We start from the raw sequence: 18,685 nt of genomic DNA, 5'->3' as shown, positions 1-18,685 counted from the left end.
AGCCCACAGCCCGCAGCCCGCAACCGCTGAACGGTGTCCGGTCACCGCATTCCGGTCAGCGCGGCTCCCCGCACCAGCAGCAGGACGACGTCGCCCGCGGCGACCGCCATCGTGACCAGGAACGGGATCCGGCTCCGCCCGGTCCGCCGCCCGGCCCCCACGAGCACCACCGCGGCCGTCGCAGCGAGCAGCCCCCACCCGTACGCGGGCACCCTCCCCGGTGGTCCGGCGACCAGGGCCACGGCCGAGCCGAGGACCAGCAGCCCCCCGACGGCCGCCGAGCGCCGTGCGCCGATCCGGTGCGGCAGCCCCACCACGCCCGTGGCCAGGTCGTCCTCGATGTCGGGGAGGACGTTGGCGAAGTGCGCGCCCGTGCCCAGCAGGGCCGCCGCGGCCGTCAGCCACCACGGCGGCCAGGGGGCGCCGGGAAGGCCGAGGGTGACGAAGGCGGGGAGCAGCCCGAAGGCGAGGGCGTACGGGAGCCACGAGACGGCGGTGCTCTTCAGCCGCAGGTTGTACGCCCAGGCGGCCGCCACCCCGCACAGGTGCGCGCAGCCGGCGAGCCATCCGGTGGCGAGCGACAGGGGGACGCAGAGCAGCAGGGCGGTGAGGGTCGCGGCCGTCACCGCGGCGGGCCGGACCGCGCCGGAGGCCAGGGGTTTGTCGCGGCGGCCGGTCGCCAGGTCTCGACCGAGGTCGACGCGGTCGTTGCTCCAGCCCACCGACAACTGCCCGGAGGCCACCGCGGCCACGGTGAGCGCCGCCCCGGGGAGGGTGCGACCCACGGCCGCGGCCAGGGCGGCGGTGAACAGCGTCACGGCGGCTGCGGGCACCGGATGGCACGCCCCGAGCAGGGCGAACGCGGTGGGTGGGGGCGGGTCGGCAGCGGGTGCGGGCGGTGCGGTCCGGGGGGCCCGGGCGGGCGTGGTTCCGTCTGCGGCTCTTGCGGGGGACACCCGGTCAGGCTATGCCGCGCCGCGCCCGGTATGCCACATTCATCACGAAGTGTCAGTTATTCCCTATGTTGAATCAATGACGCGTGTTCTGGCAGTGAGCAGTGTGTTCCCGCCCCACCGCTATCGCCAGTCCGAGATCGCGACGGCGCTCGCCCGATTCCTGCCCGCGGGGGCGGACACCGCCCTGCTCCACCGGCTGCACGCCGCGGTGGGCGTCGAGTCCCGTCACCTCTCGCTCCCGTTGGAACGTTACGGTCCGGCGAACGACTTCGGCGCCGCGAACGCCCTCTTCGTGGAGACCGCCGAGGAACTCGGCATGCGCGCCGTCGAAGCCGCCCTCGCCGCCGCCCACCTGGAGGCCCGCGAGGTCGACCTGGTCATGTCGACCACGGTGACCGGGCTCGCGACGCCCTCGCTGGAAGCCCGCATCGCCACCCGTACCGGTCTGCGTCCCGACGTGAAGCGGCTGCCGCTCTTCGGCCTCGGCTGCGCGGCCGGCGCCGCGGGACTCGGCCACCTCCACGACCATCTGGCGGGCCACCCCGACCACGCGGCCCTGCTGCTGTCCACCGAGCTCTGCTCGCTCACCCTCCAGCCCTCGGACACCTCGACGGCGAACCTGGTGGCCGGCGCCCTGTTCGGCGACGGAGCCGGAGCCCTGCTCGCGGTGGGCCGTGGCCATCCGCTGCACGGCACCCGGCCCGGGCCGTCGGTGGTGGCCGCGCGCAGCCGCCTGTACCCCGGTACCGAGGGGCTCCTCGGCTGGGACATCGGCCACTGGGGGTTCCGGATGGTGCTGGGCCGTGAACTGCCCGCCCTGGTCAGGCTGCACGTGGCCGAGGAGGTCGAGAGCTTCCTCGCCCGGCACGACCTCAAACCGCCGGACGTCGACCGGTGGATCGTCCACCCCGGCGGCCCGAAGGTCCTCGACGTGCTGGCGGACGCGCTGGCGCTGCCCGACTCCGCGTTCGCGGCGAGCCGGCGCTCGCTCGCGGAGGTGGGCAACCTCTCCTCGGCGTCGGTCCTGCACATCCTGGACACGATCCAGGCCGCCGGGCCGCCGGCCCCGGGCTCCGTAGGGCTGATGATCGCCTTCGGCCCGGGCTTCGCCTCCGAACTCGTCCTCCTGCGCTGGTGACCCCATGTCGATGAACCTGATGAACCCGATGAACCTCATGGACCCCATGAACCCGACGGACCCGATGGGCCTCATCAACGGCCCGACGGACCTGTACCTGCTGCTCATCGGCCTCGTCGCGGCCGAGCGGCTCGTCGAACTCGCCATCGCGCGCCGCAACGCCCGCTGGAGCCTTTCCCGCGGCGCCGTCGAGTACGGCCGCGGCCACTATCCCGCCATGGTGGCGCTGCACACCGCCCTGCTCCTGGGCTGTGTCGTGGAACCGCTCGTCGCCGACCGACCGTTCCTGCCCGCACTGGGGTGGTCCGCGCTCACCCTCGTGCTGGCCTCCCAGTTCCTGCGCTGGTGGTGCATCGCCACTCTCGGGGCGCGCTGGAACACCCGCGTCCTCGTGGTCCCGGGGCTGCCGCTCGTGGCGGCCGGGCCGTACCGCCTGCTGCGCCATCCGAACTACGTCGCGGTCGTCGTGGAGGGCGCCGCGCTGCCCCTGGTGCACACCGCGTGGGTGACGGCGGCCGGCTTCACCGTGCTCAACCTCCTCCTGCTGGCCGTACGCATCCGCTGCGAGGAGGACGCCTTGGCGTACGCCGCACCGGTCTACCGCAGCGCCGTACCGGCGGAGGGCAGGGCCCGGTGATCGACCTGCTCGTCGCGGGTGGCGGCCCGGCCGGGCTGGCCACGGCCATCCACGGGGCGCTGGCCGGGATGGAGGTCGTGGTGCTGGAGCCGCGCCCCACCCCGATCGACAAGGCCTGCGGCGAGGGCCTGATGCCGGGGGCCGTACGGCGGTTGCGGGACCTGGGGGTGTCCGTGCCGGGCCGGCCGTTCCACGGGATCCGCTACCTGGACGGGACCAGTGGTCTGCACGCGGAAGGGCGGTTCCGCGCCGGACCGGGTCTCGGCACCCGCCGGACCGTCCTCCAAGCCGCGCTGGCGGACCGGGCCGACCGGCTGGGCGTACGGGTGCTCGCGCGGCGGGTCGGCGAGGTCCGTCAGGACGACGACCGCGTCGGCGCGGCCGGCCTGACGGCCCGCCACCTGGTGGCGGCGGACGGCCTCCACTCCCCCGTCCGGCGCGGCCTGGGCCTGGTGGCGCCGCCCGCCCCCGGCCGATCACCCCGGTACGGACTGCGCCGCCACTACGCGGTGGAGCCCTGGAGCGACCTGGTCGAGGTCCACTGGTCGGCGCACTGCGAGGCGTACGTGACCCCGCTGGGGCCCGACCGGGTCGGCGTGGCGGTCCTCACCACCGAGCGCACCCCCTTCGACGTACAGCTGGCCCGGTTCCCGCTGCTGTGCTCACGGCTGGCCGGAAGCACCGGTTCGCAGGTGCGCGGCGCCGGGCCGCTCCGCCAGCGGGCCCGGGTACGGGTGGCGGGGCGGGTGCTGTTCGTCGGGGACGCGGCGGGGTACGTCGACGCCTTGACCGGCGAGGGGCTGACCCTGGCCGTGACCGCCGCCGCCGAACTCGTCCGCTGCGTACGGGAGGGCCGGCCGCAGGCGTACGAGCGGGCCTGGCGGGAGCTGTCGCGCAGCTACCGCACACTGACCGCGTCCTTGCTCTGGGCACGCCAACAGCCCCGGCTCGCGGGGCGGATCGTGCCCTTGGCCGCGCGGCTCCCCCGGGTGTTCACCCACGGGGTCAACCTGCTGGCGTAGCACCGCGGTACGCATGCCACGGGGGCGGAACCGGCGGATGCCGGCCCCGCTCCCGTCGCGCGGTCAGCCGTCGGCGCCCGCCCGGGCCTGCGGCGACCGGTTCACGAGGGCCATGCCGGCCAGGACCGCGGCGGCCGCGGCGCAGAGCACCGCCGTGGCACCCGCCCAGGCGAGGGAGGCGCTCACCGCCCCCTCCAACGGGTCGAACCCCGTGACTCCGCCGACCACGTGCAGGGTGACGACGCCGACGGCCGCCACGGCACCGGCCCGCCACGCCCCGGGCGTGTCGCGCACCGCGAGCAGCGCGCCGAGCCCGAGGCACAGCACGGTGGCCAGCAGCGGAAGGAAGGCGACCGGGGTCTGCGACGGGAGGGCCGACACATCACTCGGCAGGTGCAGGACGCCGCAGACCAACAGGGCCGCGGCCACCGGCCAGCGCAGCACGTGCCGCAGCGCTCCCGATCGGGCGCCGGGGTCCGGGACGCCCTTCGCGGTGCGCCCGTACGGGCGCCGGTACCGGTTCGGGGATTCGTACGGCTCGTCGTAGGGCTCGTCGTACGAGTCCGGATCCTCGTAGGGCGGCTCGTGCCGTGCCCGTGGCGCGGCGGGGCGCTCCCCGGCGGGATGCGCGGACCGGACGGGCCGGACGGGCGGCGCCACCGGGGCGGACCGCACGGCCCAGGTGGGTCCGGCGGGCGCGGGGGGCGCGGTGGTCGTGGTCGGGCCGGCGGTCGTGGGCCCGGCCGTCCGAGCCGGCTCGGACGTCTCGGAGGGCTGGGCCGTCTCGGAGGGCCGTGCCGTCTCGGGGGGCCGTGGCGGCTCGGTGGGCCGTGGCGGCTCGGTGGGCCGTGGCGGCTCGGTGGGCCGTGGCGGGACGGCGGACTCGGCGGGCCGGGCGGTCCGCCCGGGTGCCGCGGGCCCGTCGTCCTCGTCCTCGTCCGTCCCGAGGATGCCGACCAGCAGCGCCACGTCCCGGATCGGGCGTCCGACGGCAGCCGCCCGCAGCGCCTGGTGGCCGGGGTTGGGGCCCCGACCCTCGTCCTTGAGGAGGCTCACCCGTTCGGCCACTTCCTCAAGCGGGCGGCAGGTGCCGGCCGTCTCCAGCAGGGTGCGTATCGGTTCGGCACTCGTCGGGGTCGGCGCGCCGGTGGTGTCGGGGAGCTCGCGGGGATCGTCGTCCTGCGACGCCGCGAGCGTGATGCGGTCATTCATGGAAAGCTCCGTTCGCCGATGCGCGGGTCTACACATCGCACGCCGGTCAACGTGCGTCATGGGAAGCGCACGCTTGGTCACATTCAGCGGCACCCCGCTCCGCTGCGCCATACGGGGCGGGCAAACGGGGGAGCCGCTCCCCGACCGGCCACCGGAGGCGACGGTTCGAGATGCGTCCGCGCGGCGCTGCTGGTTCGCTGAATCCGGCCTCCTTACCCCCACACCCGAGGAGTGGTCATGAGCGCAGGCGAATCCCAAGGCCGGGTCCGGCAATTGCGCGAGAAGGCGCAGGAGCTGAGCAAGGCCGCCGAACGCTCCACCGATCCGGAAGAGCGCCGAAGGCTCCAGGACAAGGCCCGCCGGCTCCAGGAACAGAGCGAGCAGGAGGGCAAGATCGACGATCGGGGCATGGATCCGATGTAGCCGCGTACCGGTTCGCCCATCGGCCGGTCGCCACGGGCACCGGCCGATGCCGTACGTCGCAGACGCCGCCGGATGGCGTCGCGCGACGTCATGTCAGGAGTGTCACGGACAGGTCTGGGGACGGTTCATGAAGGCTACGGACGTACTGGCCGATGCGTACGGGCGCATCCGCGAGGTGGTGCACGACGTCGTCGAGGGCCTCTCTGCCGAGGAGTTGAACGCCCGCCTCGACCCGGGGGCGAACTCGATCGCGTGGCTGGTGTGGCACCTGACCCGGGTGCAGGACGACCACGTGGCGGACGCCTCGGGTCTGGAGCAGGTCTGGACGGCCCAGGGCTGGTTCACCCGGTTCTCCCTGCCGCTGCCCGCCGAGGCCACCGGCTACGGGCACACCGCCCAGCAGGTCGGGAGGGTCCGCGTCGCATCGGACGAGCTGCTGCTCGGGTACTTCGACGCCGTCCACGAGCGGAGCACCGAGTTCGTCCGCGGGCTCGCCGCCGCCGATCTGGACCGGGTGGTCGACGCGGGCTGGGACCCGCCGGTCACCCTGGGGGTACGGCTGGTCAGCATCCTCTCCGACGACCTCCAGCACGCCGGCCAGGCGGCCTACGTACGCGGCGCGCTCCGGCGTCGATAGCGGCTTGCGGGGTACGGAGAAAGCGACGAAAGGCGGCCGAACGTGTCCCGTGCCCGCTTCGCACGACGGCTGAGCGCCGTGTGCTGCGCCCTGCTCCTGCTCGCCACCGCGGCCGGACCAGTGTCCGCCGCGGCGGGCGCGCGCGCCGGGGACCGGCCCGTGGTGGACACCGACCGGGGGCCGGTCCGCGGCACGGCGCACGGCACGTACCGCACCTTCGAGGGCATCCCGTACGCCGCGCCGCCGACCGGCCCGCTGCGCTGGCGGCTGCCGCAACCCGCCGCCCGCTGGACCGGTGTGCGCGACGCCGGGGCTCCGGGGGCGCGCTGCATGCAGCTGCCGCCGATCGGGCCGGGCGGACCCGGCGGCTCCGAGGACTGCCTGTACCTGAACGTCACCGCGCCGACGGGCCCGACCGCAGCCACGGACGCGGGCCGGGGCGGACAGCGGCGGCCCGTCATGGTCTGGTTCCACGGCGGTGGTTTCGCCAACGGGGCCGGCGACCTGTACCGGCCGCAGCGGCTGGCCGTCCAGGGCGACGCCGTCGTCGTCACCGTCAACTACCGGCTCGGGATCTTCGGCCTCTTCGGGCACCCGGCCCTCGGCGGAGCCCCCGACTTCGCCATCGCCGACCAACAGGCGGCACTGCGCTGGGTACGGTCCAACGCCGCGCGCTTCGGCGGCAACCCCTCCGACGTGACACTGTTCGGCGAGTCCGCGGGCGGGCTCAGCGTCTGCGCGCACCTGACCTCACCGGCCTCGGGCGGCCTGTTCCAGCGGGCGCTCCTGCAGAGCGGCTCCTGCTCGACCACCATGCCGCCCCGTTCGCTGCTGCCCACCCTGGGCCGGTACGAGCCCTTCGTGCCCGAGCAGCGCACCGTCGCGGACGGGGTCGCGACGGCGACCGGGCTCGGCTGCGACCGGCCCGAGCCGAGCGCCGTCCTGGACTGCCTGCGCGGGAAGGACGCGGCGACGCTCACGACCCCGGAACTGATGCAGCGGTTCTCGCTCGTCTCCTACGGCAACCACCTGCTGCCCGAGGAACCCCGGGCGGCCCTGGAGGGCGGCCGATTCCACCGGGTGCCGGTGATCGAGGGCGTCAACCGGGACGAGATGAGGATCTTCCTGGCGCAGGGCCTGGCCGCCTTCCCCATCCCCGACGGGGCTGCCTACCGGGCCCGGGTGGAGCAGTCGTTCGGCGCCGCGGCCGTCCCGGCCGTCACGTCCCGGTACTCGGTGGCCGCGTACCCGACGCCCGCGCTGGCCTGGGCCGCCGTACTGTCCGACGCCTCGTTCATCTGCCCGGCGCTGCGGGACGGCCGGGCACTGGCCCGGCACGTGCCGGTCCACGCCTACCGGTTCAGCGACCGCGACGCGCCCAATTTCACCGGCCTGCCCGAGGTGGAGGGCCTCCCGTACGGCGCCTCGCACGGCTTCGAACTCCCCTACCTGTTCACCATGGATGCCGCCCTCACCGGGCCCCAGCGCGCGCTGTCCGAGCGGATGACCGGCTACTGGACGGCGTTCGCCCGCACCGGCAGGCCCCCCGCCGCGTGGCCGCCGCTCGGCTCCGCAGGTTCCGTACTCTCCTTCGCGCCGGGGTCGGACGGGACCCGCGTGGTGGACGGGGCCGCCGAGCACCACTGCGCGTTCTGGGACGCGCAGTGGCCGTGACGGGGAGGCCCTGACGCCGCCTCACCAGGCCGCGCTCGCGACCACCTCTCCCTCCGGGGTCCGGACCGACACCGTGCCCCGGTCCCCGTACACCTGCTGCCGCCACGCCACGAACACCTGCGCCACCCGGCGGGCGTCCTCCCCGAGGCCCTTGCCGACGGACCGGGTCGTGAAGGTCACGAGCGCCTCGCCGGCGTCCCGCCCCTTGCGGACGCGGGCCTCCCGTACGGCCTGCTCGGGCAGGAACTGGTCCGAGTCGGTGCGCTGGCGGGCGTAGTAGGCGTTGAAGTCCCGGGTCATGTCGAACCATCCGGCACCGCCGCAGGGACCCGCCCCATTGGTGATGTCCCCGTCGGTCGGCGGATCCGGAGCCCCGGTGTCCTGATCGGTGGGCGGTCCGGCGTACCCGCCCGTCTCCTCATCCGTCGGCGGACCGGCATACCCACCCGTCTCCTGATCCGTCGGCGGACCGGCATACCCACCCGTCTCCTCATCCGTCGGCGGACCGGCGTTGGCGCCGCCCTGCTCCTCCGTCGGCGGGTCCGGCAGACCCGTGCCGCCGCCCGTCGTCCGGTCGAGGCCGCACGTCTCCTTCACCGGCGCGGGCGGCGCGGCCGCCTCCCCCGCGTGCCGCGTGCCACAGGCCGCGAGCACGGCGCACAGCAGCCCCGCCACCGCCGCTCTGCGCGCCACGGTCACAGCTTCCCTCGTCATGGTCGTCCCCCTCGTCCTTGGAGAGGGGATCGCACCGCCCGCGGTTCCACGCCCGGGAGGGCGGCGGCTATCGTGCCGCCATGAGCAGCCCGGCGCAGCGCTCCAGCCCCCTCCCCCTGCTGTTCCTCGACGTCGACGGGCCGCTCATCCCGTTCGGGGCCACCGCCGAAGAGCTGCCGGACGGCTATCCCACGTACGGGACGCGGATCGACGCGAATCCGCTGCTCGCCCGGCTCGATCCCGCCCTCGGGCCCTCCCTCCTGGCACTGCCGTGCGAACTGGTGTGGGCCACGACCTGGACGGCCGACGCGAACGCGTGGGTCGCGCCGCGGATCGGACTGCCGCAACTGCCGGTGGTGGCCTGGCCCGACCCGTCCGAGGACGGCGAACGGGAGCGGATCCACTGGAAGACCGGCGCCCTCGTCGACCACGCCGCCGGCCGGCCGTTCGTCTGGGTCGACGACGAGATCAGCGCCTACGACCGGACCTGGGTGGCCGCGCACCACCCGGGCCGTGCCCTGCTGCACCGCGTGGACCCCCGCTTCGGACTCGGGCCCGCGGACTTCGCGACGCTGGCCGCCTGGCTGAGCGGGCCCCGACCACCGCGCACCCGTCCTCCCAAAGCCCTGGCATGAGGCCGACCCCCGCCCTGCCCGCGCGGTTCGCCCGGCATGACGCGGGTGCCCGTGTCGTCCGCCGGGCGGCCCGGCCGAAGGACACCGGGCCGGCGGGCCGGAGCGCACTCAGCGGAACACCACCGCCGCCGCGGCCCACTGGGCCGTGGTGGTGCCCGTGGCGGCGCAGGTCTGGGCCGCCGGGACGACCCGATAGGCGGTGGTGAGCCGGTAGGACGAGAGATGGAGCATGGGCATCGCCGTCCACTCGGCGGTGAACACGGGCGCGGAGCCGGTGTTGGTGCCGACCGCACCCACCATCAGGTCCCCGGCGGCGCACTCCAGCCGGGTCGAGCCGGTACTGAAGGCCGTCCCGCCGGTCTCCCCGTGGGCCTGCGCATGTCCGACGGCCGCGCCGATGCCGCGGAACTCGTCGACGGCGATGTGGTACTTGCTCGCGTGCGGGTACGTAGCGCGGAGCGAGTCGGCCGTGCCGAGCGGGTGCGCCCCGAAGGCGGCCAGGATCAGCGTCCGGTGCCGGGCGGCGTCGGTCTCGTCGCCGACGATGCGGAACGTGTCCCCCTGCGTGTCGGTGACCGTGACCGGGCCGGGGCAGGAGCTGGTCAGCATGATGCTGACGACCAGCGCGTCCCCCTCGGTCACCGGGGACAGGACGGGCAGCGCCACATCGGTACCGGAGAGGATCTCCTGCCCGGAGGTGACCCGACCCACCCAGGCGGGCGGTTCCTTCGCCGTACGGGCCGCCCCCGCCGCCGGCGCCCGCAGGGAGGGGCGCGGGTTCGCGGTGGGCGGCGGGCAGGGCTGCTCCTCCACCGGGAACCCGGCCTTGACCCCGGCCGGGGCGCCCCCGCTCAGCGCCAGTACCGCACCGGCGCCGAGGCAGGCGCCGAGCACGAGGGTCACCGCGTGCGCGGCGATCCGCTGCCGTGACACCCCGCGCGGGGGTCTCGACCGCTCGCCCGGCTCCCCGGGGCCGGGGCCGGGAGCGGGAGCGGGAGCCCCTACAGCACCACCCGGAGCGTCCGGCTCACCCGGCAGGGGCTCCGGCCGCCCGTCCTGAGGGGCCAGCCGGAGCCGGGTCCAGTCCGCTTTCCACCCCGGCAGTGCCTCCTCCGCCACGCCCAGCGCGCGCAGCAGCCCCGCCACCCGGTCCCAAGGCGGCAGCGCCGGCCTGTCCGTCCGCAGCGCGTACGCGATGGTGGACCGGGGCAGCCCCGTGCGCCGCTGCAACTCCCGCAGCGACAGCCCCTCCACCACCTTGAGCGCCCGTAGTTCCCCGATGAACTCCGCGACCGACTCCGGCCGCCGCGGCCCCTGCCGCTCTTGCCCCGTCATGGCTTCCCCCGCTCCGTCCCCCTGGACCGGCCTGTCCGAAGGTGTCCCACGGCGGCCGGGTGGCCGGATCCTACGAGGGTCCCGCCCGGCCCCGGAACGGCTCGACCGGCCAACTCCGCAGTGACCTGGAGACCGTCCCGTCCGAAGCTGTCCGGGCTTGTCCCGGCACGTCGAAGGGCCTTGTCGGACACCGGCGCCGCTGCCGATGGTTGGCCCCATCGCCGGACCCGGTGGACGGGCCCGGCAGTCCACTTCCGACAGGAGACAGCCATGAAGTTCATGCTCGGGCGCCGCGGCGCCATGGCCGCGACGGTCGCGGCCCTGACGGTCGGCGCGCTGGCCACGGGGATCACCACCGCCTCCGCCACCAGCGGGTGGACCCGCCTGACCACCGCGCACGGGGCGGGAATCTACGCCTACCACTCCGCGGGATCCGGCAAGGTCACCCTCTCGGACGTCTTCAACGGGGACTACGTCGACGTCCTGTGTTGGAAGCGCGGCGACAACATCGCCAACCAGGGCAACGTCTGGTACTACGTCGACAACGAGTGGCACGCCGCCGGCTGGTACGGCAACAGCGCCGGCTGGGTGTACGCGCCCTACGTGGACGACTCCAACGCATGGCGCACGGGCCTCGCCGAGTGCAATTTCGGCTGAGCCGGCCGCCTCAACCGTCCTGGGCCGTCGAGTTCGGCTTCCAGTCCTGGGCGAGGAGCCCGAGCAGCACCTCGTCCAGGAACTCGCCCAGCACCCAGGCCGAAGAGCGCAGCACGCCCTCGCGGACGAAGCCGTTGCGCTCGGCGGAGTGCAGCATCGCGGCGTTGTCCGCCAGCGTCTCGATCTGCAGCCGCTGCAGGCCGCGCACGACGAAACCGTAGTGGCACAACACCCCGACCACGTCGGTGCCGTAGCCCTTGCCGCGGGAGGACGGCAGCAGCCCCAACCCGATGTGCGCGGCCCGGTTGTGGTTGTCGATGCCCCAGAGCGTCGCGGTGCCGACGAGCGTGCCGCCGTCCAACTCCACCACGGAGAACGGGACGTGCCCCTGCTCCTTGTCGTCCACGAAGAGCCGCGGATCCTTCGAGCCGGGCGAGATCGGCCGCCACGGCCCGCTTTCGGCCCGCGACCCGTTGACCACGTCGTCGTAGAGCTCGGCCCGCAGGATCGGAATGTCTTCCTCGTGCCGGGCCCTGAGCCCGACCTTGCTGCCCTTTAGCATGCGAGCTTCCTATCCGACCGGTCCGACCGGCCGCAAACCAATAAGACACGCCTCAGGACCAGGACGCGGCCACCAAGGAGCGTTCCGCTGCGGCCAGGTGGGTGGATGCAGCCAGCCAGGCCCAGGCGTAGGCGTCGGGCGAGGGGTTCGTCAGACGGCCGAAGGCGTCGCGGGGGCGTCGGTCCGCCTCGGCGGCGAGGGCCGTGGCCAGCTCCGCCGCCGCCGTGAAGCCGGCCCGGCGCAGCGGCCCGTACGAAGTGATCGGCTCGGTGGTGCGTGCCGCCTCGGCGACGGCGCGCCGGCCGCCCGCGACCCCGGCTTCGAGCAGTCGGCGCACCCGCCACAGCGGCGAGTCGGTCAGCGGGTCCGGAGCGTCGACGGCGACAGCGGCCGGGGCCGGCTCCGGGGCTGCGGCGGTCCGGGGCGGGAAGTGGCTGCCCTGGAGGAGGTCGTAGCCGAGGTCGGCGCGGCCCAGCCACTCCTCGGGCAGGCGCAGCGTGTACTCCGCGCCGGCGACCGGTCCGACGGCGAGGGGGCGCAGGGTGGCGGCGCGATCCAGGTCGGGGCGGCCCAGGACGCGCAGCACCAGGCCCGGATGGGCGGCGATCCGGCGCAGGTTGGCCGTGTGGGGCAGTTCGGGGTGGGGGTGGGCGGCGCGCAGCCGCAGCAGGGGCGCGTCCGGTCGTACCTCGCGGACCAGGAGGTCTTCACCGGCCGCGCCGACGACCGTGACCTCGCAGCCGAGGAGCGCGGCGTCGGCGCCGTCCGGGTCGGTGTCCCGGTCGGCGAGTTGGCCGGCCACGGCCTCGGCCGCCGGGCGGGCGAAGAGCGCCGCGGCGGGTTCCGCGGTCCACGGGATTCCGCGCAGCGGGGTCGCCCGGACCCCGCTGCCGGCGCCGAGACGGCCGTCGGCGGAGACGGTGGCCCCGGCGATGAGGAATCCCCCGCGCGCGAGTCCCGCGTGGTCGAGGACGGCTCCGCCGAGGGCTACGGAGGCGGAGCCGGCGCCGCGGGCGCGGGCCGGGCCACCGGGGCGGACGTCGGAGACGGAGTGGCGGGAGCCGTCCGCAGCGAGCAGGTGGGTGACCACTCCCCCGTATCCGGTGGCCGAGAGGACCGGCTCCCGGCACAGGCCGTACACGCGCAGGCTGCCGCCCGGCTGGTAGGCGCGGCGTGCGGTGCCGGTCAGTGCCGGGCCGGCCGTACCGGAGGCCAGCAGTCCAGCGGTGTGCAGGAGTTCGCGGAACGCTCCGGTGAGGTCGGCGAGCCGGTGGGAGCCGCTGCGCTCCCGGGCGGCGCGCAGGCCTCGTACGACGCGCAGGGTGGCGGCCTCGGCCCGGGGCAGCCGGGCGAGGCGCGCGGTATGGGCGGCCCGCAGCAGTTCGGCCTGGACCACCGCGCCGGCGGCCGTGACACCGGCTGCGAGGGCTTCGGCGGCGGCCTGCCAGAGCGCGGCCGCCGCGTCGAGCTGGGCGGCGGTGAGGACGTGCGGGACGTCGGCGGGCGCAGCGTCGGACGCGGCGTCCTGCTCCGCGGTGGGTGCTACCGCCGGGTCGGCCGGCGATTGGGCCTGCGGATCCGGCTGCGATCGCGCCTGCGGATCCGGCCGCGGCTGCGGATCCGGCTGCGGATCCGGCAAGGGCGCCGCATCGGCGAGCGGCGCCGCACCGAGCACCGCGGCCCGGTGCAGGCATCGCGGCGCCAACAGGCAGGTGCAGAGGGCCTGTTCCGCGGTGGTGACGGTACCGGTCGGGCCCGGCCGGAGGGTGACGAGCGCGTCTTCGCCGAAGCGGACGGTCACGTCCCCGCCGTCGGCCCGGACGGCGCCCGCGGCGCACCCCTCGATGGCGGCGTCGAGCTTCTTGCGCAGCCGGGCGGTCAGGCTCTCGACGGCCTCGGCGAGGACCTCGGGGGCGACGGGCGGAAACAGGTCGGTACTCAACGGGATTCTCCACGGAGGCGGTCGCCCACCCAGCGGGCGAGGGCGAGCGGACTGAGGGCGGCCACCGGCATGCCGGCCGCGACGAGTTGCCGGGCGACCGGGACCGAGTACCGGGGCGCCCCGGCGTCGTCGAGCGCGGCGCAGCCCAGCAGGTGGGCCCCGGACGCGGCCAGCGCCCGGACCTCACCGAGGAGTCCGCCGATCGGCGCGCCCTCCTCGAAGTCGCTGACCACGACGACGAGGGTGCGGCTCGGCACGGTGATCAGGGAGCGTGCGTGGGCCAGTCCCGCAGCGATGTGCGTACCACCGCCGACGCGGACCTCCAGGAGCAGCGAGAGCGGGTCATCGACCCGGTCGGTGAGGTCGACGACCTGGGTGGAGAAGGCCAGGAAGTGGGTGGACAGGGTGGGTACGCCGCCGAGGACGGCGGCGGTGAGCGCCGACCAGATGACCGATGCTTCCATGGACCCGGAGACGTCCACGACCAGGATCAGCCGCCAGTCGGCCTCGCGGTGGGCCCGGGTGCCGAACACGGGCCGTTCGGGGACGACGACCACCCGGCCGTCGTCGAGGCGGCGGGTGTGCGCGAGGTTGGCCCGCAGGGTGCGGGCCAGGTCGAGCCTGCCGCCGGGGCGGCGGGTGGGGCGCGGGGTGGCGAGTCCGGAGAGTGCCGGGCGCAGCCGGGTGGCCAGCTCCTTGGCGAGTTCGTCGACCAGCCGCCTGACCAGGGGGCGCAGTCGGGCGAGTTGGGTTTCCGGCATGCCGCCGGCGAGCGCCAGGACGGAGCCGAGCAGTTCGACGGAGGGGCGGACGGTCGACGGGTCGAGCTGGCTCAGTACGTCGGAGCGGCCCGCGTCGGCCGCATCGGCGAGCACTTCTTCGCGCACGTCGGTACCGAAGAGCGCTTCCAGCTCCTGCGACCATTCGCGGGCCGAGGGGAACGAGGGCTCCTGGCCGCCGCCGTTGCCCCATCCGCCTTCGAGGTCGGCGGCGCCCTCGCCGCGGCCGCCGCCGTACAGCTCGTCGAGGGCCCGGGCGTAGCGGCGGGCGCCGGCGGGGAGCCGGTCGCGCTCGCGGCCGAGCAGCAGGCGCCAGCGGTCGGCGGGGGCCAGCCTCCGGTCCGGGCGCAGGGGTGCGGGTACGGGCGGTACGGCCGTGTCAGCACCGGGGCCGGTGGCCGGGCTCTGCGGGGTCTCTTCCCGGGCCGGCAACGGCAGGGCCTTGAGCGCTGCGGCGCCGGCGGCGTCCGCGGCGGCCCACAGGGCGAGCAGGGCGGGCGGTGCGTCGAGGGACAGGTCGAGCCGGTCGCCGAGCCGCTCGGTGATGGTGTCCAGCAGCCGGTCGCGGGCCGCCGGGGTCAGTACGTCGAAGCCTGCGCGCAGGGCCGGGAGACGGTCCAGGAACTCCTGGTCGGCGAGGCCGTCGATCCGGTCGAGGACCGGGGCGAGGGCGGCCATGGAGGACTGGAGCAGCGGACCGGCGGCGGCCAGGACGCCGCCGAGGCGGCGGGCGAGGGAGCGCCGGCCGTCGGGCGTGCCGGCGCCGTCGATCCAGCCGGCGGCGCGGTCGCCGAGGGCGTCGGCCGGATCCAGATCGAGGAGGACCCGTACGGCCAGTGCCGCGCCCTGCATCAACGGGGAAGCGGTGGCGGCCAGTTCGGCCAGGGCGGAGTCGAGCCGCAGGCCAAGGTGCAGGGTCGCGGCCCGGTCGGCCAGGGCCACGAGGGCGCGCGCGTCGGCGTGGTCCTCGCTGCCGGCGAGGCCGGGCAGGGACCGTACGGCGGCTTCGAGCAGGAGGCCGGTGAGCGCAGCCGCGGCGGTGCGGGAGGCCTCGGTGGCGCCGGGGAAGTGCCCGCGGGACAGTCCCTCCAGCAGGTCGAGTGCGGCGAGGAGTTCGGGCAGGGTCGCGGTCTGCGGGAGGGTGTGCGCGGCCTCGTCGAGCCGTACGTCGACCAGCGCGGGCAGATCGCAGCGCGCGGCGGCGGCCAGGCCGGCGAGGATCTGGGCCGGGGTCGGCCCGCCCTCGGCGGCGTCGCGGCGGGCGCTCTCGCGCAGCGTCCCGGCGGCGGCCTGGGCGGCGGTGACGCCGCGGACGCCGGCCAGGTCGAGGCGGGCCGGGACGGAAGGCGTCCAGGTCAGCCGCCACTTGGTGCCGAGGGCGGTGCCGTCGCCGGTCGCGGCCACGTCGAGGGGCTCCCCGTACGAGGCCCCGCAGACGGCCAGTCGCTGGAGCAGGACCTCGCGGTGGCGGTCGAGCGGGGAGCGGAGCGGGTCGAGGCGGACCTCGCGCGGGGCGGGGTCGTCGGGGCCCGGCAGCCGCAGCTGCGCCAACTCCGCCTCGACGGAGGGGCCGAGTCCGGAGCGGGGGGCGTGCGGGGTGATCCGGCCGCGGGCGGTGCCGACGAGCACGGTCTCCAACGCCCGGGCCAAAGCCCTTCCCCGGCCGAACAGTTCGCCCTGGCCGAGCACGGTGGTGACGGCCTCCAGGAGTTCGCCCCGGCCGGGGGCGGGCAGCCCGCGCAGAACGGCCAGGTCGCAGGCGAGCCGCAGCGTCTCGGCGGCCTCGCCGGTCCCGGCGGTGTGCCCGGCACGGCGCAGCTCCCGGCAGACGCCGGTGACGGCGATGGAGGCGGCGTCACGCACGCGCAGCGCATCGCCGCCGGCCTCCAGCACGGCCTGCTGCCAGAGCGGATCCCGAATGCCGGCGGGGTAACCGGAGCGGGAGTCGAGCAGGTCGAAGGAATACGGCACGAGCGAGGTCACGACCCGCTCGCCGCCTCCCGGCCCGGGGGCGGGGTCGGCAGGTGCGCCCGTACCGGGCGTACGGACCGTTGCCGGTCCGGGCACCTCGGTGCCCGACCGTACCCCTGCCCCTGCCCCTGCCCCTGCCCCTGCCCCTGCCGCTGCAGGACCGGAGCCCACGACCGCCGCTGCGCGGCTCCCCGCCACCGGGTCGGGCCGGGTCGGCGCCCCGGCCGTTGCCGGGGCCGAAATGTCGGCCACGGTGTCCCCGCCCGGGGCCGCGTCCGCGGCCTCGGTGGAGACGTCGTCGCCCAGGGGGGTTACGGCGTCGAGGAGGGCCGGGGCGTGGAAGGCGCCGATGAGTGCGGCGACCTTCCTGCCCCCGGAGGCGGCTGCGTCGATGACGCTGCGCATGTGGGCCTCGCGGGCCAGGTCGGTCGCGGGGACGGGCCCGTCCTGACGCAGGGCCCAGCCCACGGCGAGGGCGGCCCGGCGGACGGCCTCGGGCGCGCAGCCCGGGGCCAGTACCTCCACGGCCCGGTCCCACAGGTCATCGCCGTCCCGTCCGGTCCCGGCGGCGGTCAACGCCTGCGCGAAGAGCCGCCGCCCCGGCGCCGCACCCGCTGCGGGCGTCCCGAGCGAGGCCCGGTCCGACTCCGTGCCCGGGTCGCCCGGTGCGGGCCGGTCCGGAAGCCCGGAGGTCCAGGCGGGGTCGGTCAGGGGGAGGTCGCAGCAGCGGACCTCCACACCGCGGGCGCGCGCCCAGCGGACCGCAGCCAGCTCCGGGGAGAAGTCCGCGAACGGGTAGAACGCCGGCCCGCCCTCCCGGCCCGTGCCCGCCAGGGCGACGGGGGCCACGGTCTCGGGGTCCGCCAAGTGCTCCAGCCACGACTGGAAGTCGGTCGGCAGCTCGACGCACACCACGTCCGCCTCCGAGGCGTCCAGCAGCGCCGGCACCACTGCCGCCAGGGCGGGGCTGTGGTGGCGTACGCCCAGCAGGTACGGCGCGCGGGACGCGGCGAGCGCGCCCACGGCGTCCCGCGGATCGGCAGCCGCGGCCGCAGCCGGATCGGTGTTCCCGCCGGTCTCCGGGACCGGATCGGCCGGTACGGGCGAAAGGCGGTCCGCGGGGGTGGCGGATCGGCCCGGTGCGGTCATCGCAGGCTCCCGCGGAGGTCCCAGAGGCGGCGCCACATCGCGGAGCCGTCTTCGGCCCGGCGGCGGACCGGGCCGTCCCAGTAGCCCAGCAGGCGGCCGTGGTCGGCCGGGTCGTCCTTGCGGACCACGCCCAGCAGGTGTCCGGGCAGCAGGTCCAGGACGTCGCCGCCGGGCAGGTACGCCGCAGCGACGCCCAGCGAGGCCGCCACCTGGACCGCCTCGGCAGTGGACATGACCGTGCCGGGGCGTTCCACGTCCCAGCCCTCGGCCGAACGGCCCGAGCGCAGGTCCCGGAAGACCGTGACCAGCGCGTCGAGCACCGCGTCGTCGACTCCGAACGCCGCGCCCGCCCGTTGCACGGCTGCGACCGCCTGGCGGCGGATCAGGGTGGCTTCGGCGTCGGCGTCCGCGATCGGTGCGACCGTCTCGAAGTTGAAGCGCCGCTTGAGGGCGGCGGACATCTCGGAGACTCCGCGGTCCCGCAGGTTGGCGGTGGCGATGACGGTGAACCCGGGGGCTGCGCAGACCACCGCGTCCTCGGTGGCGGTCAGTTCGGGCACGCTGACCCGCCGGTCGGACAGGATCGACACGAGTGCGTCCTGTACTTCGGGCAGGCAGCGGGTGATCTCCTCGACCCGGACCACGCGTCCGGTCCGCATGGCGGAGAGCACCGGGGAGTCGACGAGCGCCTGGGAGGTGGGGCCCTGGGCGAGCAGCAGCGCGTAGTTCCAGCCGTAGCGGAAGGCGTCCTCGGTGGTGCCGGCGGTGCCCTGCACGGTGAGCGCGCTGGTGCCGCAGACGGCGGCGGCCAGCAGTTCGGACAGCATCGACTTCGCGGTGCCTGGCTCGCCGGTGAGCAGCAGGCCGCGTTCGCCGGCGAGGGTGACCACGCAGCGTTCGACCAGGGCGCGTTCGCCGACGAACTTCGGGGCGATGACGAGCTTGGCCGGGAGTCCGGCGCGCCGGCGTCCCGGCAGGGCCAGTTCGGCGCCGTCGCTGCCGCACACGAAGGTGACGACGGCGCGCGGGGTGAGCGCCCAGCCGGGCGGGCGGGGGCCCGTGTCCTGGGCGGCGAGGAAGGCGAGTTCGGCGGCGTACCGCTCCTCGGCGGGCAGGACCTGCCGCGGGGCGGGGGCCGGGGCGGTCGTTTCGGTCGCGGTCATGGCGTTCGTGTCCTTCGGAAGACGTGCGAAGTCAGTGGGATGTGGGCGCGGGGGCCGGGCCGGGCGGGGCGGCGCAGCG

The 18,685-nt window shown here is 75.7% G+C and carries 16 protein-coding genes; 8 read left to right on the top strand and 8 right to left on the bottom strand.

From position 1 onward, the window contains the following. Window positions 1-41: 41 nt before the first annotated feature. Window positions 42-956: a UbiA family prenyltransferase gene (locus tag OHA65_RS35085; protein ID WP_327280155.1), complete on the bottom strand. Its 915-nt coding sequence runs from the start codon at window positions 954-956 to the stop codon at window positions 42-44. A gap of 76 nt (window positions 957-1,032) precedes the next feature. Here OHA65_RS35085 and OHA65_RS35080 point away from each other — a divergent pair, with 76 nt between their 5' ends. From OHA65_RS35080 to OHA65_RS35070, 3 genes are all read left to right on the top strand, one after another. Continuing rightward, on the top strand, window positions 1,033-2,094 hold the full coding sequence (locus OHA65_RS35080) for a 3-oxoacyl-[acyl-carrier-protein] synthase III C-terminal domain-containing protein (protein WP_327280154.1): 1,062 nt from the start codon (window positions 1,033-1,035) through the stop codon (window positions 2,092-2,094). A gap of 64 nt (window positions 2,095-2,158) precedes the next feature. Beyond that, window positions 2,159-2,731, top strand: a complete 573-nt coding sequence (locus tag OHA65_RS35075; protein WP_328765299.1) for an isoprenylcysteine carboxyl methyltransferase family protein — start codon at window positions 2,159-2,161, stop codon at window positions 2,729-2,731. Then, on the top strand, window positions 2,728-3,753 hold the full coding sequence (locus tag OHA65_RS35070; protein WP_327280153.1) for an NAD(P)/FAD-dependent oxidoreductase: 1,026 nt from the start codon (window positions 2,728-2,730) through the stop codon (window positions 3,751-3,753). Before OHA65_RS35075 ends, OHA65_RS35070 begins: the two co-directional genes overlap by 4 nt. Before the next feature lie 63 nt (window positions 3,754-3,816). On the opposite strand, the gene OHA65_RS35065 is transcribed toward OHA65_RS35070, so the two are convergent. Then, window positions 3,817-4,965, bottom strand: a complete 1,149-nt coding sequence (locus OHA65_RS35065; protein WP_405763234.1) for a hypothetical protein — start codon at window positions 4,963-4,965, stop codon at window positions 3,817-3,819. 237 nt (window positions 4,966-5,202) lie between these two features. Here OHA65_RS35065 and OHA65_RS35060 point away from each other — a divergent pair, with 237 nt between their 5' ends. From OHA65_RS35060 to OHA65_RS35050, 3 genes are all read left to right on the top strand, one after another. After that, complete coding sequence (locus OHA65_RS35060) at window positions 5,203-5,388, top strand: DUF6381 family protein (protein ID WP_327280151.1); 186 nt, start codon at window positions 5,203-5,205, stop codon at window positions 5,386-5,388. A gap of 127 nt (window positions 5,389-5,515) precedes the next feature. Continuing rightward, window positions 5,516-6,025 (top strand): mycothiol transferase, encoded by a 510-nt coding sequence (locus OHA65_RS35055; RefSeq protein WP_327280150.1) that lies wholly within the window; start codon window positions 5,516-5,518, stop codon window positions 6,023-6,025. A 42-nt stretch (window positions 6,026-6,067) separates the two neighbouring features. Next, a complete protein-coding gene (locus OHA65_RS35050) occupies window positions 6,068-7,699 on the top strand; it encodes a carboxylesterase family protein (RefSeq protein WP_327280149.1) in 1,632 nt (543 codons plus the stop codon). A 21-nt stretch (window positions 7,700-7,720) separates the two neighbouring features. On the opposite strand, the gene OHA65_RS35045 is transcribed toward OHA65_RS35050, so the two are convergent. Continuing rightward, on the bottom strand, window positions 7,721-8,413 hold the full coding sequence (locus tag OHA65_RS35045) for a hypothetical protein (RefSeq protein ID WP_327280148.1): 693 nt from the start codon (window positions 8,411-8,413) through the stop codon (window positions 7,721-7,723). A gap of 80 nt (window positions 8,414-8,493) precedes the next feature. Between OHA65_RS35045 and OHA65_RS35040 the strand changes: the two genes are divergently transcribed. Further along, a complete protein-coding gene (locus OHA65_RS35040; protein WP_327280147.1) occupies window positions 8,494-9,048 on the top strand; it encodes a hypothetical protein in 555 nt (184 codons plus the stop codon). A 108-nt stretch (window positions 9,049-9,156) separates the two neighbouring features. Here the strand turns inward: OHA65_RS35040 and OHA65_RS35035 are convergent, their stop codons facing one another. After that, entirely contained in the window at window positions 9,157-10,383 is a 1,227-nt protein-coding gene (locus tag OHA65_RS35035; RefSeq protein WP_328764669.1) for a helix-turn-helix transcriptional regulator, read from the bottom strand. A gap of 270 nt (window positions 10,384-10,653) precedes the next feature. On the opposite strand from OHA65_RS35035, the gene OHA65_RS35030 reads away from it, so the two are divergent. Further along, the gene (locus tag OHA65_RS35030) at window positions 10,654-11,040 is read left to right on the top strand and encodes a hypothetical protein (RefSeq protein WP_328764668.1); all 387 of its coding nucleotides are present in this window, start codon (window positions 10,654-10,656) and stop codon (window positions 11,038-11,040) included. A gap of 10 nt (window positions 11,041-11,050) precedes the next feature. Here the strand turns inward: OHA65_RS35030 and OHA65_RS35025 are convergent, their stop codons facing one another. Genes OHA65_RS35025 through OHA65_RS35010 form a run of 4 tightly spaced genes read right to left on the bottom strand, consistent with a single transcriptional unit; the run spans window position 11,051 to window position 18,606 of the window. Then, window positions 11,051-11,602, bottom strand: a complete 552-nt coding sequence (locus OHA65_RS35025) for a GNAT family protein (RefSeq protein ID WP_327280144.1) — start codon at window positions 11,600-11,602, stop codon at window positions 11,051-11,053. 52 nt (window positions 11,603-11,654) lie between these two features. Next, window positions 11,655-13,544, bottom strand: coding sequence for a hypothetical protein (locus OHA65_RS35020; protein WP_405758452.1), 1,890 nt, complete (start codon window positions 13,542-13,544; stop codon window positions 11,655-11,657). Then, the gene (locus OHA65_RS35015; protein WP_405763232.1) at window positions 13,541-17,443 is read right to left on the bottom strand and encodes a DUF5682 family protein; all 3,903 of its coding nucleotides are present in this window, start codon (window positions 17,441-17,443) and stop codon (window positions 13,541-13,543) included. The genes OHA65_RS35020 and OHA65_RS35015 overlap by 4 nt, the downstream gene beginning before the upstream one ends. Next, window positions 17,440-18,606 carry an AAA family ATPase gene (locus tag OHA65_RS35010; protein WP_327280141.1) on the bottom strand — a complete coding sequence of 389 codons (1,167 nt, stop codon included), beginning with the start codon at window positions 18,604-18,606 and terminating at the stop codon, window positions 17,440-17,442. The genes OHA65_RS35015 and OHA65_RS35010 overlap by 4 nt, the downstream gene beginning before the upstream one ends. Window positions 18,607-18,685 lie beyond the last annotated feature (79 nt).

This window comes from Streptomyces sp. NBC_00045 (assembly GCF_045041095.1).
Classification (GTDB): Bacteria; Actinomycetota; Actinomycetes; order Streptomycetales; family Streptomycetaceae; genus Streptomyces.
Note: the sequence above shows the minus strand (reverse complement) of the source record. Positions and strands in the feature narration are given on the sequence as shown.

Coding starts and splice junctions, on each gene's coding strand:
- OHA65_RS35030 (WP_328764668.1), top strand. CDS start 10,654: ATGAAGTTCATGCTCGGGCGCCGCGGCGCCATGGCCGCGACGGTCGCG.
- OHA65_RS35060 (WP_327280151.1), top strand. CDS start 5,203: ATGAGCGCAGGCGAATCCCAAGGCCGGGTCCGGCAATTGCGCGAGAAG.
- OHA65_RS35035 (WP_328764669.1), bottom strand. CDS start 10,383: ATGACGGGGCAAGAGCGGCAGGGGCCGCGGCGGCCGGAGTCGGTCGCG.
- OHA65_RS35055 (WP_327280150.1), top strand. CDS start 5,516: ATGAAGGCTACGGACGTACTGGCCGATGCGTACGGGCGCATCCGCGAG.
- OHA65_RS35045 (WP_327280148.1), bottom strand. CDS start 8,413: ATGACGAGGGAAGCTGTGACCGTGGCGCGCAGAGCGGCGGTGGCGGGG.
- OHA65_RS35015 (WP_405763232.1), bottom strand. CDS start 17,443: ATGACCGCACCGGGCCGATCCGCCACCCCCGCGGACCGCCTTTCGCCC.
- OHA65_RS35080 (WP_327280154.1), top strand. CDS start 1,033: ATGACGCGTGTTCTGGCAGTGAGCAGTGTGTTCCCGCCCCACCGCTAT.
- OHA65_RS35065 (WP_405763234.1), bottom strand. CDS start 4,965: ATGAATGACCGCATCACGCTCGCGGCGTCGCAGGACGACGATCCCCGC.
- OHA65_RS35040 (WP_327280147.1), top strand. CDS start 8,494: ATGAGCAGCCCGGCGCAGCGCTCCAGCCCCCTCCCCCTGCTGTTCCTC.
- OHA65_RS35075 (WP_328765299.1), top strand. CDS start 2,159: ATGGGCCTCATCAACGGCCCGACGGACCTGTACCTGCTGCTCATCGGC.
- OHA65_RS35010 (WP_327280141.1), bottom strand. CDS start 18,606: ATGACCGCGACCGAAACGACCGCCCCGGCCCCCGCCCCGCGGCAGGTC.
- OHA65_RS35025 (WP_327280144.1), bottom strand. CDS start 11,602: ATGCTAAAGGGCAGCAAGGTCGGGCTCAGGGCCCGGCACGAGGAAGAC.